Annotated in this window: 11 protein-coding genes; 1 reads left to right on the plus strand and 10 read right to left on the minus strand. The window is 73.3% G+C overall.

What is annotated here, in order from left to right; all coding sequences use genetic code 11:
* Nucleotides 1-27: 27 nt before the first annotated feature.
* The 3 genes from ACFYZS_RS18590 to ACFYZS_RS18600 form a co-directional block, all read right to left on the minus strand.
* Nucleotides 28-1,620 (minus strand): cation acetate symporter, encoded by a 1,593-nt coding sequence (locus tag ACFYZS_RS18590; RefSeq protein ID WP_389013246.1) that lies wholly within the window; start codon nt 1,618-1,620, stop codon nt 28-30.
* Nucleotides 1,617-2,114 (minus strand): DUF485 domain-containing protein, encoded by a 498-nt coding sequence (locus tag ACFYZS_RS18595; protein WP_389013248.1) that lies wholly within the window; start codon nt 2,112-2,114, stop codon nt 1,617-1,619. The genes ACFYZS_RS18590 and ACFYZS_RS18595 overlap by 4 nt, the downstream gene beginning before the upstream one ends.
* A gap of 150 nt (nt 2,115-2,264) precedes the next feature.
* Nucleotides 2,265-4,385, minus strand: a complete 2,121-nt coding sequence (locus ACFYZS_RS18600) for a type IIA DNA topoisomerase subunit B (protein ID WP_389013250.1) — start codon at nt 4,383-4,385, stop codon at nt 2,265-2,267.
* A gap of 444 nt (nt 4,386-4,829) precedes the next feature.
* On the opposite strand from ACFYZS_RS18600, the gene ACFYZS_RS18605 reads away from it, so the two are divergent.
* Complete coding sequence (locus ACFYZS_RS18605) at nt 4,830-5,063, plus strand: hypothetical protein (protein ID WP_030154305.1); 234 nt, start codon at nt 4,830-4,832, stop codon at nt 5,061-5,063.
* A 109-nt stretch (nt 5,064-5,172) separates the two neighbouring features.
* On the opposite strand, the gene ACFYZS_RS18610 is transcribed toward ACFYZS_RS18605, so the two are convergent.
* From ACFYZS_RS18610 to ACFYZS_RS18640, 7 genes are all read right to left on the minus strand, one after another.
* Nucleotides 5,173-6,153: a serine protease gene (locus tag ACFYZS_RS18610; RefSeq protein ID WP_389013252.1), complete on the minus strand. Its 981-nt coding sequence runs from the start codon at nt 6,151-6,153 to the stop codon at nt 5,173-5,175.
* A gap of 127 nt (nt 6,154-6,280) precedes the next feature.
* Complete coding sequence (locus ACFYZS_RS18615; RefSeq protein ID WP_389013255.1) at nt 6,281-7,861, minus strand: RNA polymerase sigma factor; 1,581 nt, start codon at nt 7,859-7,861, stop codon at nt 6,281-6,283.
* A gap of 267 nt (nt 7,862-8,128) precedes the next feature.
* The gene (locus tag ACFYZS_RS18620) at nt 8,129-9,070 is read right to left on the minus strand and encodes a FadR/GntR family transcriptional regulator (protein WP_389013258.1); all 942 of its coding nucleotides are present in this window, start codon (nt 9,068-9,070) and stop codon (nt 8,129-8,131) included.
* Nucleotides 9,071-9,221: 151 nt separating this feature from the next.
* Entirely contained in the window at nt 9,222-10,994 is a 1,773-nt protein-coding gene (locus tag ACFYZS_RS18625) for an ATP-binding cassette domain-containing protein (protein WP_389013261.1), read from the minus strand.
* Nucleotides 10,995-11,110: 116 nt separating this feature from the next.
* Nucleotides 11,111-11,857, minus strand: coding sequence for an NUDIX domain-containing protein (locus tag ACFYZS_RS18630; protein WP_389013264.1), 747 nt, complete (start codon nt 11,855-11,857; stop codon nt 11,111-11,113).
* Nucleotides 11,858-11,926: 69 nt separating this feature from the next.
* Nucleotides 11,927-13,894 carry a glycogen debranching N-terminal domain-containing protein gene (locus tag ACFYZS_RS18635; protein WP_389013267.1) on the minus strand — a complete coding sequence of 656 codons (1,968 nt, stop codon included), beginning with the start codon at nt 13,892-13,894 and terminating at the stop codon, nt 11,927-11,929.
* A 233-nt stretch (nt 13,895-14,127) separates the two neighbouring features.
* Entirely contained in the window at nt 14,128-15,384 is a 1,257-nt protein-coding gene (locus tag ACFYZS_RS18640; protein ID WP_389013270.1) for a DUF4192 domain-containing protein, read from the minus strand.
* Nucleotides 15,385-15,419 lie beyond the last annotated feature (35 nt).

Below are 15,419 nucleotides of genomic sequence, written 5' to 3' on the forward strand. Positions count from 1 at the left end.
CCCGGCGGACCGGGGCGCCGGCCGCGCTCAGACGGCCCCGGCCCCGGTCAGCGAACGGACCTCCGTCTCCGCGTACTTCGCCTCGTCCGGCTCCTCGGCCGAGGTGACCGTTCCCATCCAGCCCGCCAGGAAGCCCAGCGGGATCGAGACCAGGCCGGGGTTCTGCAAGGGGAAGAACTGGAAGCTCACGCCCGGGAAGAGGGAGTCCGGGCTGCCCGAGACCACCGGCGACAGGACGACCAGCACCACCGCCGGGATCAGGCCCCCGTACACCGACCACACGGCGCCGCGCGTGGTGAAGGCCCGCCAGAACAGCGAGTACAGCAGCACCGGCAGATTGGCCGAGGCCGCCACCGCGAAGGCCAGCCCCACCAGGAACGCCACGTTCAGGTCCTGGGCGAGCAGCCCCAGGGCAATGGCCACCGCCCCGATCCCGACGGCCGCGACCCGGGCCACCGCGACCTCGCTGCGCTGGCGCGCGTGCCGGCGCCTCAGCGAGGCGTACAGGTCGTGCGCCACCGAGGCCGAGGAGGCGAGCGTGATCCCCGCGACCACGGCCAGGATCGTGGCGAAGGCGATCGCCGCCACGATGGCGAACAGCACCGCTCCCCCGGTCGACTCCGCCCCGCCGCCCAGGAAGGCCGCGAGCAGCGGGACCGCGGTGTTGCCCGAGGCGTTGGAGGCCCGCACCTCGTCCGGGCCCACCAGCGCGGCGGCCCCGAACCCGAGCACGATCGTCATCAGGTAGAAGCCGCCGATGAGCGCGATCGCCCACACCACCGAGCGGCGGGCCGCCCGCGCCGTGGGGACCGTGTAGAAGCGCGACAGGATGTGCGGCAGCCCGGCGGTCCCGAGCACCAGCGCGAGGCCGAGGCTCATGAAGTCGAAGCGGGAGGTCCAGTCGGCGCCGTACTTGAGCCCCGGGCTCAGGAACCGCCGCCCGTGCCCGCTGCGCTCGGCGGCGCTCATGAGCAGCTGGCCGAAGTCCCCGTGGAAGCGCAGGAGTACGAGCACGGTGAGGGTGACGGCCCCGCCCATGAGCAGGACGGCCTTCACGATCTGGATCCAGGTGGTGGCCCGCATGCCGCCGAAGGACACGTAGACCACCATCAGCGCGCCGACCCCGATCACGGTCAGCGTCCGGGCGGCGGTGCCCGAATCGCCGAGCAGCAGACCCACCAGGCTGCCCGCGCCGACCATCTGGGCGACGAGGTAGAGCACCGAGACGGTGACGGAGGAGGCCCCGGCCGCGATCCGTACGGGCCGCTCGCTCATCCGGGCCGCGACCACGTCCGCGAGGGTGAAGCGCCCGCAGTTGCGGACCAGTTCGGCGACGAGGAAGAGCACGACGAGCCAGGCGACGAGGAAGCCCACCGAGTACAGCAGGCCGTCGTAGCCGAAGAGGGCGATGAGGCCGGAGATGCCGAGGAAGGAGGCGGCGGACATGTAGTCGCCGGCGATGGCGAAACCGTTCTCCATCGGGGAGAACAGCCGCCCGCCGACGTAGAACTCCTCGGCGGAACCGTGCCGGTTGCGGCTGACCCAGGTGGTGATGCCCAGGGTGACCGCGATGAAGAGGCTGAACAGGATCAGGGCGAGCGTCTGGTGTTCGGTGGTCACAGGCCGGACCCCCGGCTCTGCTTCCGGTTCCGCTCCTGGCCGCGCTCCTGCTCGAAGACCGTCCAGCGCAGGTCGAGCGCGGCCCGGTCCCGGCGCAGCCGCGCGTGCCGGGCGTACGCCCAGGTCAGCAGGAAGGTGCTGAGGAACTGGCCGAGGCCCGCCAGCAGGGCCACGTTGACGGCTCCGACCACGGGCCGGGCCATGACGCCGGGTGCCATGGTCGCCGCGACCACGTAGGCGACGTACCAGAGCAGGAATCCGGCGGTCGCGGGGACGACGAACCCGCGGTAGCGGCTGCGGACCTCCTGGAAGGCGGCGCTGCGCTGCACTTCCAGGTAGATGTCGGACGCCCCGGGCGCGGCCCGGCCTCCGGTCGCAGGGCGCGGGGGCGGCGGATCCCCGCCCTCGCCCTCCCCCCAGCCGACGGCGAGCGCGTCGTACCAGGGGTCGTCGAGCCGGATCGTTCCGGCATCGGGACCTTCGTGCTTGTCCACCGAACTCTCCTTGTCCGCTGCCGCATTGGCCGCGTGCCCACAAGGATGTGCGGTATGAACGTTTTCCGGACTGGTGTCCCGGTGCTCTTCACTCCAACAGGTGATGGAGCGAAGAGCACCGGTGTGCCGTGATGCCGGTGTGTGCCTCGGTCAGGCGTCGATGCGCGAGCGGTCCAGGGTCGCCGCGGAGCTCGTGATGAACTCCTTGCGCGGCGCCACCTCGTTGCCCATCAGCAGGTCGAAGACCTGCTCGGCGGAGTCCAGGTCGCCGATGTTGATCCGGCGCAGCGTGCGGAAGCGCGGGTCCATGGTGGTCTCCGCCAGCTGGTCCGCGTCCATCTCGCCGAGGCCCTTGTAGCGCTGGATCGAATCCTTGTACCGGACGTTCTTGCGCTGGAATTCCAGCAGGGTCTGGCGCAGCTCGTTGTCCGAATACGTGTAGACGTACTTGTCCTGGCCCTTCTTGGGCTGGACGAGCTCGATCCGGTGCAGCGGCGGCACCGCGGCGAACACCCGGCCCGCCTCGACCATCGGACGCATGTACCGCTGGAAGAGCGTGAGCAGCAGGCAGCGGATGTGCGCGCCGTCGACATCGGCGTCGACGAGCAGGACGATCTTGCCGTACCGCGCCGCGTCGATGTCGAAGGTCCGGCCCGAGCCGGCCCCTATGACCTGGATGATCGCCCCGCACTCGGCGTTCTTGAGCATGTCCGAGACCGAGGACTTCTGGACGTTCAGGATCTTGCCGCGGATGGGCAGGAGTGCCTGGAATTCCGAGTTCCGCGCGAGCTTGGCGGTGCCGAGCGCGGAGTCGCCCTCGACGATGAAGAGCTCGCTGCGCTCCACGTCGTCACTGCGGCAGTCGGCCAGCTTCGCGGGCAGCGAGGAGGTCTCCAGCGCGGTCTTGCGGCGCTGCGCCTCCTTGTGCTGACGGGCGGCGATCCGGGTCCGGGCCGCCGCGACGATCTTCTCCATCACGGCGCGGGCCTGCTGCTTGTCATCGCGCTTGGTGCTGGTCAGGAAGGCCTTGAGCTCCTTGGCGACCACGGCCGCGACGATCCGGGCGGCCGCCGAGGTGCCGAGCACCTCCTTGGTCTGGCCCTCGAACTGCGGCTCGGCCAGCCGGACGGTGACGACCGCCGTCAGGCCCTCCATCGCGTCGTCCTTGACCACGTCGTCCTCGGCGACCCGCAGCAGCTTGGCCGAGCGGAGCACCTCGTTCACGGTCTTGGCGACCGAGCGCTCGAAGCCGGTGATGTGGGTGCCGCCCTTGGGCGTGGCGATGATGTTGACGAAGGACTTGACCTGGGTCTCGTACCCGGTGCCCCAGCGCAGGGCGATGTCGACGCCGAGCTCGCGGGTGACCTCGGTGGGGGTCATGTGGCCGCGCTCGTCGAGGACGGGGACGGTCTCCTTGAAGGTGCCCTGGCCGGTCAGGCGCAGCACGTCGCAGACGGCCTTGTCCTGCGCGAGGTACTCGCAGAACTCGCTGATGCCCCCGTCGAAGCGGAAGGTCTCCTCCGTCTTGCCGGCCCCGTCGATGGCGCGCTCGTCGCGGACGACGATGGTCAGGCCCGGGACGAGGAAGGCGGTCTGGCGGGCGCGCTGGTAGAGCGTGTCCAGGGTGAGCCGGGCGTCCTTGAGGAAGATCTGCCGGTCGGCCCAGTAGCGGATCCGGGTGCCGGTCTTGCCCTTGGTGATCCGCTTGATCTTGCGCAGGCCGTTGGCGGGGTCGAACGGGCTGTCGGGGCCCTGCTCGGTGAACATGCCCGGGACGCCGCGCCGGAAGCTGATCCCGTGGGTGGAGCTGCCCCGGTCCACCTCGACGTCCAGCCGGGCGGAGAGGGCGTTGACCACGGAGGCGCCGACGCCGTGCAGGCCGCCGGAGGCCGCGTAGGACCCGCCGCCGAACTTGCCGCCGGCGTGCAGCTTGGTCATGACGACCTCGACGCCGGAGAGCCCGGTCTTGGGCTCGACGTCGACGGGGATGCCGCGGCCGTTGTCCCGGACCTCGACCGAGGCGTCCTCGTGGAGGATCACCTCGATGTGGTCGCAGTAGCCCCCCAGGGCCTCGTCCACGGCGTTGTCGATGATCTCCCAGAGGCAGTGCATGAGGCCTCGGGAGTCGGTGGACCCGATATACATGCCGGGGCGCTTGCGGACGGCCTCGAGGCCTTCGAGGACGAGCAGGTGCCGCGCGGTGTAGTTGGAGCCGTCCCGGTCTGCTCCGGACAGCAGTGCGCTGGAAGGCACGGACGTGTCGGCGGTCACGCAGTTCGCTCCTCGCTGAATTTCTTTTTCTGGCCCGTCGGGCGCAGGGTGGCTCGGTTGCCCGTCGAAGGGTACCGAGGCCTGGTAGAGCCGATGCAACGCCACCCTCGTGCCTTCATCAGCCTAGTGCAGGACCGCACGGGTGTTCGATCCCCCGGTCGAGTGAAGCAAACATCACGTTCCCTTCCAGGCATGAACCATTTAGGGTTCGGGCACGTCCTCATGAACAACCGGCACTCAGCCGGGGAGGACGGAACTGCAACAAGCGAACGACTGACAACGCGAAACCGTAAAGCAACGCAATACGGCTCCTTCGCCGCCAACCGGCAGCAGCCGGCCAGCTTCGGAAGGAAGTTTCGAGGAAAAGCCGCGAGCGGGAACGTTTTCGGCCTGGTTGGATGTTGACCCTGGTACGACAGCTCGTCGAGCTAGAGAAGAGGCGACGTGACTACTGTTCTGACACCCGCGACCCCGCTGACGGCCGCTGACCGATGCGACCGTTGCGGCGCCCAGGCATATCTGCGCGTCGTCCTGCTGAGCGGCGGTGAACTGCTGTTCTGCGCCCACCACGGGCGTAAGTTCGAGCCGGAACTCAAGAAGATCGCCGCGGATATACAGGATGAGACCGAGCGGCTCACGTCCGCTCCGACGGCCAATGCCGACACCGAGGACCGCTGACACAGGCCTATACCTCGCATCCGACGAGCCAGGACCGGCCAGGCCGGTCGACGGGCGGCACCCCTGAGACCCAGGGGTGCCGCCCGTCCTCACGTCCGGAGCGGTGCGGCTAGCCGGCTCCGGGCCGGTGTCCGCCCCCGGGCGCTCCCGCGGAGCCCTGCGGCTCTGCCGGCACATGCCCCCGTACGGGCCGTGCGGCCGGTCCGGAGCCCCGTTCGGCACCCCACGCGATGTCGTGGCCGTCGCTTCGCCGCGGGGCCGCCTCCGGGGCCGTCACGAAGCCGGTGAGCGGCGCGATCTTCGTGTAGACCCCCGGACTGTCGGGGCGCCCGCAGCCGCGTCCCCAGGACACCAGGCCGATGAGCCTGCCCTGGGCGACGAGCGGTCCGCCGCTGTCCCCCTGGCAGGCGTCCCGGCCGCCGTCGCGGTGGCCCGCGCACACCATGGAGTCGGGCCGGTACTGCCCGTCGGCGTCTCCCGGGTAGGCGCGCCGGCAGACCTCGTCCGCCAGCACGGTCACGCGCGCCGCACGCAGCCCGTACGCGTAGTCGCCGAACCCGCTCGTGTCGCCCCAGCCGTACACGGCCGCCTCGCCGCCCGCCGCGTAGCCGGGATGCCCCGCCCCCGCCATGGGGAGCACGTAGTGGGCGGGCACCGCCTCGGCGAGCTCCAGCACGGCCAGGTCCCCGGCATTGCTGCGGGCGTCGTACGCCGGGTTCACCCGGGCCGAGCGGATCGGGATCTCGCGGCCCTCGGCGGCCCGCAGCTCCGTACGCCCGGTGATCACCCGGAAATCGGGGACGGACTCGATCGGGCCGCCCAGCACCTGGCGGCCGAGGCAGTGCGCCGCTGTCAGCACCTTGGTCGGGCCCACGATGACGCCACCGCAGAACTGGCCGCCCCGCGTACCCCCGAACCGGTCACGGCTGGCGAGGGCCACCACCCACGGGCTGTCGGCCGCCTTCACCGGCTTCCCGCCGATCACCACACTGTCCGCGGCTGCCTGCGGCGCCTGGGCCAGCGGCGCCGCTGCCGCTCCCGCCACCAGGGTCAGCGCGCCCGCCAGAGCACGGGAAAAGGGACGACGCATGAGGCCTCCTGACTCTGAGTGTGCATGACTCCACCCAGAGTGGGACGCCAAGTGGCCGTGCGCACCCGCGCACGGCCACCTCCGTACGGCCCGCGCCCGATCGCCCGGGGCCCGGCCGGTCCGGGTATCAGTCCAGGTAGTCGCGCAGGACCTGGGAGCGCGACGGGTGGCGCAGCTTCGACATCGTCTTGGACTCGATCTGACGGATCCGCTCGCGCGTGACGCCGTAGACCTTGCCGATCTCGTCGAGGGTCTTCGGCTGGCCGTCGGTGAGGCCGAAGCGCATCGAGACCACGCCGGCCTCGCGCTCGCTGAGCGTGTCGAGCACCGAGTGCAGCTGCTCCTGCAGGAGCGTGAAGCTGACGGCGTCGGCCGGGACGACCGCCTCGGAGTCCTCGATGAGGTCGCCGAACTCGCTGTCGCCGTCCTCGCCGAGCGGCGTGTGCAGGGAGATCGGCTCGCGGCCGTACTTCTGGACCTCGATGACCTTCTCGGGGGTCATGTCGAGTTCCTTGGCCAGCTCCTCCGGGGTGGGCTCGCGGCCCAGGTCCTGGAGCATCTGGCGCTGTACGCGGGCGAGCTTGTTGATGACCTCGACCATGTGCACCGGGATGCGGATGGTGCGGGCCTGGTCGGCCATGGCTCGCGTGATCGCCTGGCGGATCCACCAGGTCGCGTACGTGGAGAACTTGTAGCCCTTGGTGTAGTCGAACTTCTCGACCGCGCGGATGAGGCCCAGGTTGCCCTCCTGGATCAGGTCCAGGAAGAGCATGCCGCGGCCGGTGTAGCGCTTGGCCAGGGAGACCACGAGGCGGAGGTTGGCCTCCAGCAGGTGGTTCTTGGCGCGGCGGCCGTCCTCGGCGATGATCTCCAGCTCGCGCTTGAGCTTGGGGGCAAGCTTGTCGGAGTTGGCCAGCTTGTCCTCGGCGAACAGGCCCGCCTCGATGCGCTTGGCGAGCTCGACCTCCTGCTCGGCGTTGAGGAGGGGGACCTTGCCGATCTGCTTGAGGTAGTCCTTGACGGGGTCGGCGGTGGCGCCGGCCACGGCGACCTGCTGGGCCGGGGCGTCGTCCTCGTCGTCCGAGATGACGAAGCCCTTGCTCTCGCCGCCGTCCTCTTCCTCCTCGGCCTCCGCCTTGACCGCGCCGGGGCCCTCCTCGGGGGACTCCTCGTCGCCGGCCTCGTCGGCGTCCTTCTTGGCCGCGGTCTTCTTCGCCGCCGTCTTCTTCGCGGCGGTCTTCTTGGCGGGAGCCGCCTTCTTGGCCGCCGTCTTCTTCGCCGCGGTCTTCTTCGCGGCGGGCTCGGTTCCGGACTCCTCCGCGGGAGCGTCCACGGGCTCCGGGTCGGCCGCCTCGGCCGCGGGTGCCGCGGCGGCGACGGTCCGCGCAGCCGTCGTCTTCGCCGCGACGGTCTTCGTGGCCGTGCGCTTGGCCGGGGTCTTCGCTGCGACGCTCTTGCGGGTGGTGCGCTTGGGCGACTCCGCGGCACTGACCATCAGCGTCACACCCTCTTCCTCGAGGATCTGGTTGAGGCTGCGCAGAACATTCTTCCACTGGGTCGCAGGAATCTGGTCAGCCTCGAAGGCCCGACGCACGTCATCGCCGGCGATCTGCCCCTCGGCCTTGCCCCGCTCGATGAGCGCCATCACAGACTCGGAATCGGCGATCTCCGGCGGGAGCGTACGGGATGTGCTGGCCGACACGAACAACCTCTCGGAACGATGGAAACGGCTTCCGACCCCGGCCGGATGGTGCTGGACCGGAGCCGACGACCACCGACTGGGGATGGGCCGGGGGCGCGGGCAGGGGCCGGGGAGCTGCACAGCACCCGCAAGGGCTGCTGTCTTCCCTCCGTCGGCCATCACCTCTCTAGGTCATCGCTCGACCTCGCGGAGTGTTACGCCCAATCTTCGTGGCCCGAGTCACACCCCGACCGCCCGACCGCCCCGCCGCCCGCGCTGCCGCCCGTCCGTACGTCAGTGCTCGCGCGGGGCGGGGACCACGCGCTCGACCTCCGGGTGCACCGTCAGGAGCTGGCGCATCGCGTTCTCGGCACCCACGGCGTCGCCGGCCGCGAGGGCCTCGACGATGCGCGCGTGGTGCGCGACGCAGGTCTCGCTCGGGCGGTCGCAGGCGGTGATGGGGCTGCCGGAGACCTGGAGGGCGGCGGAGACGATGCCGGAGAGGTGCTCCAGCATGCGGTTGCCCGCGACCTGGATGAGGAGCGCGTGGAACTCGTTGTCGGCGCGCGTGAAGGTGATCGCGTCACCCTGCCCGAGGGCGTGGCCCATGATCTCGACCATGTCGGCGAGGCGCTGCTGGATGTCCGGGCGCCCGTGGCCGGCGGCGAGGCGGGCGGCGAGCGGCTCGATGGTCCAGCGGAGCTCGCCCAGCTCGCGGCGCTGGTCGTCGCGCTGCGGGCCGAAGGCGCGCCACTCGATGATGTCGGGGTCGAGCAGGTTCCAGTCGGCGACCGGCCGGACGCGGGTGCCGACGTTGGGGCGGGCGCTGACGAGGCCCTTGGCCTCCAGCACGCGCAGCGATTCGCGGACCACCGTGCGGGAGACCTCGAAGCGCTGGCCGATCTCCTCGGGGACCAGGGGGCGGTCTGCGCCGAGGTCGCCGGAGACGATCATCTGGCCGAGCTGCTGGACGAGTTGGCCGTGCAGTCCGCGGCCGCGGCTGCCGGCCGCGCGGCGGCCGACCCGGCTCAACTCGACGTCGGCGCCGTCCCAGTGGGGCGCTGCGACGCGGTCGGTCCCGGAGGCCTCCGCGTAGGGGTAGCGGTCGAGTTCGCCCGGGCCGGCGAGGCCGGAGTCGGCATGGCGGGCGGCGGTCATCATGGTGTGCGCAAGGGTACTCACGAATCCTTTGTCGGTCGTGCCCGGATGACCCTTGAGGTCTTTGGTGAAAAGCACACGAAAGGGTGATCGGTGCCACCTGCGCAATTGACGACTTATCGTAAAGAACCGGGCTCTTTGCGGGGAGTTGTGGTCCGGTTCACGTGATGTGGACGGGATCGGTCCCCTTCCGTCCCCGTCCGGCACCACATCGATCACCAACGGTCCTTTACCAACGGACGCGGCTGCGCAGTCCTGTGAACCCATAGGCGCACAACAGGACCATCAGCGACAACAGCAGCGCCGTGCCGACGGGTTGGGCCATCACCCGCAGGGCGCCCAGGACCAGGCGGTCCGCCTCCGGGGGCCACTGCGCCCAGGCCAGCCCGCGCAGCCGGGCCGCCACCCCGCTCGCCGCGTACGCCGACGGCCCGTCCAGTGCCTTGCGTACGAGGGGGACGACCATGACCGGTACGGCGAGCACGGCGGCCAGGCCCGCGACGGCAGACCGGAAGACACCGGAGGCCAGGACCCCGGCCCAGGCGCAGCCGACGAGCAGCCCGGCCCAACTCACGGCCGGGGAGAGCCATTCCCCGGGGGCGTGCAGCGGGCCGCGGTCGAAGACGAGCTTCAGGGCGGCGGCGTCGGCGGTGACCGCGAGGGCGCCGAAGGCCAGGGCGAGGGCGGCGCAGACGGTGAGCTTGGCGGCGAGCAGGCCCATGCGGCGGGGCACGGTGCCGCGGTCGGCGGCGAGCGCGGGGTAGCGGTACTCCTCGCCGAAGGCCAAGGCGCCGAGCAGTCCGGCGCCGAGGGCGGCGGGGGGCAGGGGCAGCAGCTCGGGCCAGGCGGCGAGCAGCCGGTTCTGCGGGGTGCCGCCGGCCCGGGCCAGCGCGAGGGCGGTGACGGCCGAGACGGCGACGACCACGGCCGCGGTCAGCAGCGGCGTGGCGGTGCCGAAGACCCGGCACAGCTCGTAGCGCAGCGGCCGCAGCGGGCCGCCCACCCGGCGCACCGCGGAGGCCGGCCGCGTACCGCCGGAGGCGGTGGCGGCGGGGCTCGCGGGTGCCGGGTCCGCGCCGCCCGCCTCGGTGCGGGCCTGCGGCACCGGCGGTACGGGCGGGCACGGCGCACCGGCGTCCCCGGTCTCGTCGGCGAGCTGGTGGACCAGCACGCCGTGCCGGAACGCCGCCTCGCCCACCTCCGCGCAGCTGCTGCCGTACACCGACAGGCGGCTGCCGCTCTCCTCGACGATCTCCACCGCGCGCTGGGCGGCCCGGGCCTCCCGGCCGAGCACGTCGGCCAGCCGGGCGGCGTACGGGCTGCGCACGGCCACGCGGGGCCGCAACCGGGTCCGGGCGAACTCGGCCGCGTCCTGGTCGGCGACGAGCCGGCCCGCCGCGATGCTGACGACCCGGTCCGCGCTGCGGGCGGCCTCCTTGGCGTCGGCGGTGGTGAAGAGCACCGCGCCGCCGAGGGAGGCGTGTTCGCGCAGCAGCCCGTGGAGCCAGCCGCGTTCGCGCGGCGGGAGGCCGGCGGCGGGCTCGTCGAGGACCAGCGTGCACGGGTCGGCGAGCAGGGCCGCGGCCAGCGCCACCCGGCGCTCCATGCCGAGCGAGAGCGACCCGAGGCGCTGGTCGCGCAGGCCGGCGATGCCGACGACCTCCAGCATGGTGTCGGCCCGGGAGGCCGGCACCCCGGCGGCGGCGCAGAGCATCCGCAACTGGTTCAGGACGGTCCGCGACGGGTTGCCGGGCACGTCTCCGAGCAGCACCCCGACCTCACGGCCCGGATACGGGATCCGGTGCAGCGGGCGGCCGCGGAAGTAGGTGACGCCGCGGCCCGGTTCGAGTTCGAGCATGAGCCGCAGCGCGGTGGTCTTGCCCGATCCCGGTTCGCCGAGGAGGGCGGTCACGGTTCCCGGGCGGGCCTCGAGGGTGAGGTCGTCCACCAGGGGCGGGAGGTCTCGACGGGGTGTGCTGGTGAGTCCGATGGCCTGGAGCATCGCTTCTCTCGCGGGGGGTGAGACCGCTCTGCGGCAATGTGAGTACCGCAAACAAGATAACGCGATATGTCCGATTTTCAGGGTAGCCGGGGCGCGTTCGCGTCCGTGTCGACGCGTCAGACTTCCGGCCGCAGCATCGGCGGGTTGAGCAAGGTCGCCCCGCCGGCCCGGAACAGCTGGGCCGGACGGCCGCCCTGACGGGTCGTCGTCCCCCCGGCCGGTACCAGGAACCCGGGGGTCCCGGTGACCTTGCGGTGGAAGTTGCGCGGGTCGAGGGCCACGCCCCACACGGCCTCGTAGACCCGGCGCAGCTCGCCGACGGTGAACGCGGGCGGGCAGAACGCCGTGGCCAGCGAGGAGTATTCGATCTTGGACCGGGCCCGCTCCACGCCGTCGGCGAGGATCCGGGCGTGATCGAAGGCGAGCCCCGCGGCCGCCTGGTCCGGGGCCGCCAGGAGCTCGTCGACGGGGGCCCAGCGCGCGCTGTTGGCGTCTCCGCCGGCCCGGGGTGCGGGCAGGTCCGGAGCCAGGACCAGATGCGCGACGCTGACGACGCGCATGCGCGGATCGCGCTTCGGATCCCCGTACGTGGCCAGCTGTTCGAGGTGCGCCCCGTTGCCCGCGCCCGGCTCGGCCGGGTCGTGCGCGCACAGGCCGGTTTCCTCGGAGAGCTCGCGGGCCGCGGCCGCGGCCAGGTCCTCGTCCCCGCGGACAAAGCCGCCGGGCAGGGCCCAGCGTCCCTGGAACGGCTGCTCCCCCCGCCGGACGACGAGCGCGCAGAGCGCGTGACGCCGCACGGTGAGCACGACCAGGTCGACGGTGACAGCGAAGGGCGGATAGGCCGACGGGTCGTAGGGCGACATGCCGCGATCATAGTCGTCTGCCTGACGATAAACAGAGCTTTGGTGATCCCGGGGGCAGCGGTCCCGAGGCTACCCGCCCAGTTGGAGCGCATCGGCCGCCTCCTCCACCATGCCGAGGCCCAGCCGGCTGATCCGGACGGCGAACGGTTGCCCCGAGACCCGCAGGTCGCAGAAGCGCAGGGCACCGAGGGGAGCGCCGGGCAAGGGGACCAGGGCGACACTGCCCGCCGGGGCGTCGGGGCGGATCCCGGCCAGGGCGGTCAGCGCGTGCACCCCGGCTGCCGCGGCCACCGCGGCGGGGCGGCAGGCCGCCGGATGCGGGAGCGGTGCGCTGCCCGCGGTGCGCTGCTCGGCGGCGAACATCTCCGGCAGCCGGTATCCGAAGCTCTCCGCGGCGTCCAGCAGACCCCGCAGCAGGCCGGCGGCCTCCTTCTCGAAGCCGGCCTGCGCCAGCCCGGCGACCGCCACGGCGCTCTCGTACGCCCGCACCGCTCCGGAGCGGTGGCCGAAGGGGTTGTGGCCCGGCTCCCGGGTCGCCATGCTCCGCAGGCCCCAGCCGCAGTCCATGGCGGGGGCGCCCAGCAGGCGGGCGAGCTGTTCGGTGCGGACGCGGTCCAGCAGCCCGGGGGCGAGCCGGCCGCCGCCCAGCAGGCCGGTGTCGAGCAGGTGGGCCGCGCTTCCCGTCAACCGGGGCAGCGGCCTCCCGTCGGGGTGCAGGGCCGCCGCGGGCCGCCCGCCGTCCGGGCCGTCGATCCAGAACCCGTCCAGGAAGCGCTTGCGCAGTGCGGCCGCCCACTCCTGCCACTCCTCGGCGCCGGGCCGCCCGCAGCCGGCGAGCAGGTCGGCCCCGAGCAGCGCGGCCCGGTGGGCGTGGGCCTGGGTCTCGCAGCGCCGCGGCCCGGGATCGGGATCGGCCAGGAAGCCGTCCGGCCCCAGGGCTGCGCGCAGCCAGTCCAGGCACCGCTCGGCCGCCGGGAGGAGCCGGGCCACCTCCTCCTCGGGCATCCCCCAGCGCCGGGCCTCGGCGAGCACCGCCGGGAAGGCGAGGGTCGCCTCCGTGCCGGTGCACCCGGGCGGCAGCTGCGGTCCCGCCCCGCGCAGCGGCCCCGGGATCTTCCCGGCGCCGGGGCCCCGGCCGCCGGTCTGGGTCCTGGCCAGGGTGCGCAGGGTGGCCGCGGCGAGCCCGGTGCCGAGCGGCAGGGCCATCCTGGCGGCCCAGAGGGACTCCGCCGGAGCCAGCCCGAGCCGCCACGGCACCCCGGCGGCGACGAAGGCGTCGGCCGGCTCCTCGCGGTCCCGCATCAGCAGCGCGCCGAGATCCTCGACGCTGCGGCGGAACCAGGGCTCGACCCGCGGGTCGTCCCCCTCGGCCCGGGCGTCGGCCAGCGGATTGGCCACCTGCCCGGCCGGGGCCCGGGAAACGCGGTCCTGCGTGGTCCGCAGCTCGATGGTGCGGGACTCGCCGGGTCCCAGCTCGAGCTGCCAGCGCAGCAGTCCCGCCGAGGCCAGCGCGTCGTCCGGGGCCGGCTCGGCCGCGGTGACGGCCTGGGCGTCCCCGCTGCTCCAGCGCAGCCCGGCGGCGTGCACCCCGGCCGGCAGTTCGGGCCCGGCCCGGCCGGCGGCCACCGCGGCCAGCTCGGCCAGGTCGGTACCGAGCAGCAGCTCCACGGGCAGCCGCAGCGGCCGGGCCGTGAAACTCCGCACGGTGATCCGCTCGGTGCCGTCCGCGTGCCGGACCCGCTCCACCCCGATGTCGGGATCGGGGCCCGCTTCGGCCCCGGTACGGACGGTCGCGGTGAAGGAGGCCCGGTCGGAAGAGAGGCTGCGCCCCTGGACGGCGACCGGGTCCCGGCCGCCGACCCGGAGCACGCAGCGGGAGAGCAGCCTGCGCCCGGAGCGGTAGATCCCGTCGATCCCCCGCCCGGTCAATTGGCCGTGCTCCGGCGAGATGACCAGGCAGGGCGCGGCGACGCAGATGACGGCGCCGTGCACGGGCGGCAACTCGGTCCTGCGGGCGGGCGGTACGGAGGGGGCCATCTGTCGCCTTGTCTGGGCTGTCTGCGCTCCGGCCTGCTTCGCTGGGCGGCGGCGCGGCCGGGCCCCCGCCACCCTCCTGCTGAACGGCCCCGCCCCCGCCCGGGTCACGGGCCCCGGTGGTGGCTGCGCCCGTACTGGGCCGTGCCGGTGACGGAGAGCGCGCCGCAGGGCGGCCGCGGCGGCGCCCCGGATCCGCCGGGCGGAACTCCCCTCGCCCCGGCCCCGGGCCCGGCTCACTGGTCGCTCCCCGCGGTGCGGCGGGACTCACGGCGGGGCCGCGCTTCCCCGCGGCCCGGCGGGCGGGTGGTGGCCGCGGCGCGCCGCCGGCGCGGTTCCCGGCGCTGGCGCTCCTCCCGCAGGCAGGCCCGCAGCCCCTCCGGGTCGATGCCCTCGTTGCAGGCGTGGTGCAGCAGTTGGGCGAAGCGGTACTCGGCGTCGGCCCGCAGGGCCAGCCCGAGGGCGATCCGGGCCGTCGGCTCGTCCCCGGTGGACCACGAGACCCAGCCGGCGAGGGTGAGCGGGGCCGCCGCGTGCTCTGTGTAGGCCCCGACGCAGCGGCGGGCCAGCGCCCGCCACAGCCGCAGGGCGGGGGCCGCCTCCTCGCCCTCCATCCACTCGGCGGCGACGTCGCGGATCTCGCGGTCCTGGAGGCCGAGGATCACGCCGGCCGCCTCGTCGTGGCCGAGCAGCGCGTCGTCCCACTCGTCGGCTCCCGGTCCCCCGTCGACGGGTGGGGCGAGCGTCATCCGCCGCATCAGGGTGCGGGCCAGCGTGACCGTCTCCGCGCCGACCTCCTGTCGGGTGGCGCCGTCGAGGATCTTCGGCACGAGGGCGGCGGCCGCCCGGTCCAGGGCCTGCTCCATCTCCGCCGCCGCGCCGCCGCGCAGCGGTGCCAGCCTGCCCTCGATCTCCCGCAGGGAACCCCGCACCCGGAGTCCGGCGAAGGTGGCCGTCGCCGCCATCACCGAGGTGCCGGTCGCGGCCAGCGGGCTGCCCTCGGCGGGGCAGCACCGCTCGTCGGGGCAGCAGTAGGACCAGTACCGGCCGTCGGAGATGCACAGCGCCTCCATCACGGGCACGTCGAGCGCGCCGCAGGCCAGCCGGATGCGCTGGGCCAGCGGCCGCAGCCGGGTCATGACCCGCTGGCCGCTCTCGCCGTCCGCCGGGTCCTGGCACAGGAAGACGACGATGCCGTCGGGCTTCGCGCCGCGCCGCTCGCTCCCCCGGACCAGGCAGTCGGAGACCTGGCGGGCGGTGTCCTCCCACTCGGCCGGGGCCGTCGGGATGCCGACGCGGAGCCGGCCGCCGAACCGCCCGCCCTCGCCGTGCACGGTGACCATGACGAGGGAGTCGGTCGGGTGGAAGCCGAGCATGTAGGGCAGGGCATCGGCCAGTTCGGCCGGGCTGCGCAGGGTGATCCGGGGGCCGGGTCCGGACGGGCCGATGGCGGGCCGGTCGGACGGGGTGCGTGATTCGCGGTCGTTCGTCATGCCCCGACGGTCCCGCGGACGATCAGATCCCGAAA

Source organism: Streptomyces sp. NPDC001903 (assembly GCF_042891345.1).
Lineage (GTDB): Bacteria > Actinomycetota > Actinomycetes > Streptomycetales > Streptomycetaceae > Streptomyces.

Coding starts and splice junctions, on each gene's coding strand:
- ACFYZS_RS18610 (WP_389013252.1), bottom strand. CDS start 6,153: ATGCGTCGTCCCTTTTCCCGTGCTCTGGCGGGCGCGCTGACCCTGGTG.
- ACFYZS_RS18625 (WP_389013261.1), bottom strand. CDS start 10,994: ATGCTCCAGGCCATCGGACTCACCAGCACACCCCGTCGAGACCTCCCG.
- ACFYZS_RS18630 (WP_389013264.1), bottom strand. CDS start 11,857: ATGTCGCCCTACGACCCGTCGGCCTATCCGCCCTTCGCTGTCACCGTC.
- ACFYZS_RS18635 (WP_389013267.1), bottom strand. CDS start 13,894: ATGGCCCCCTCCGTACCGCCCGCCCGCAGGACCGAGTTGCCGCCCGTG.
- ACFYZS_RS18640 (WP_389013270.1), bottom strand. CDS start 15,384: ATGACGAACGACCGCGAATCACGCACCCCGTCCGACCGGCCCGCCATC.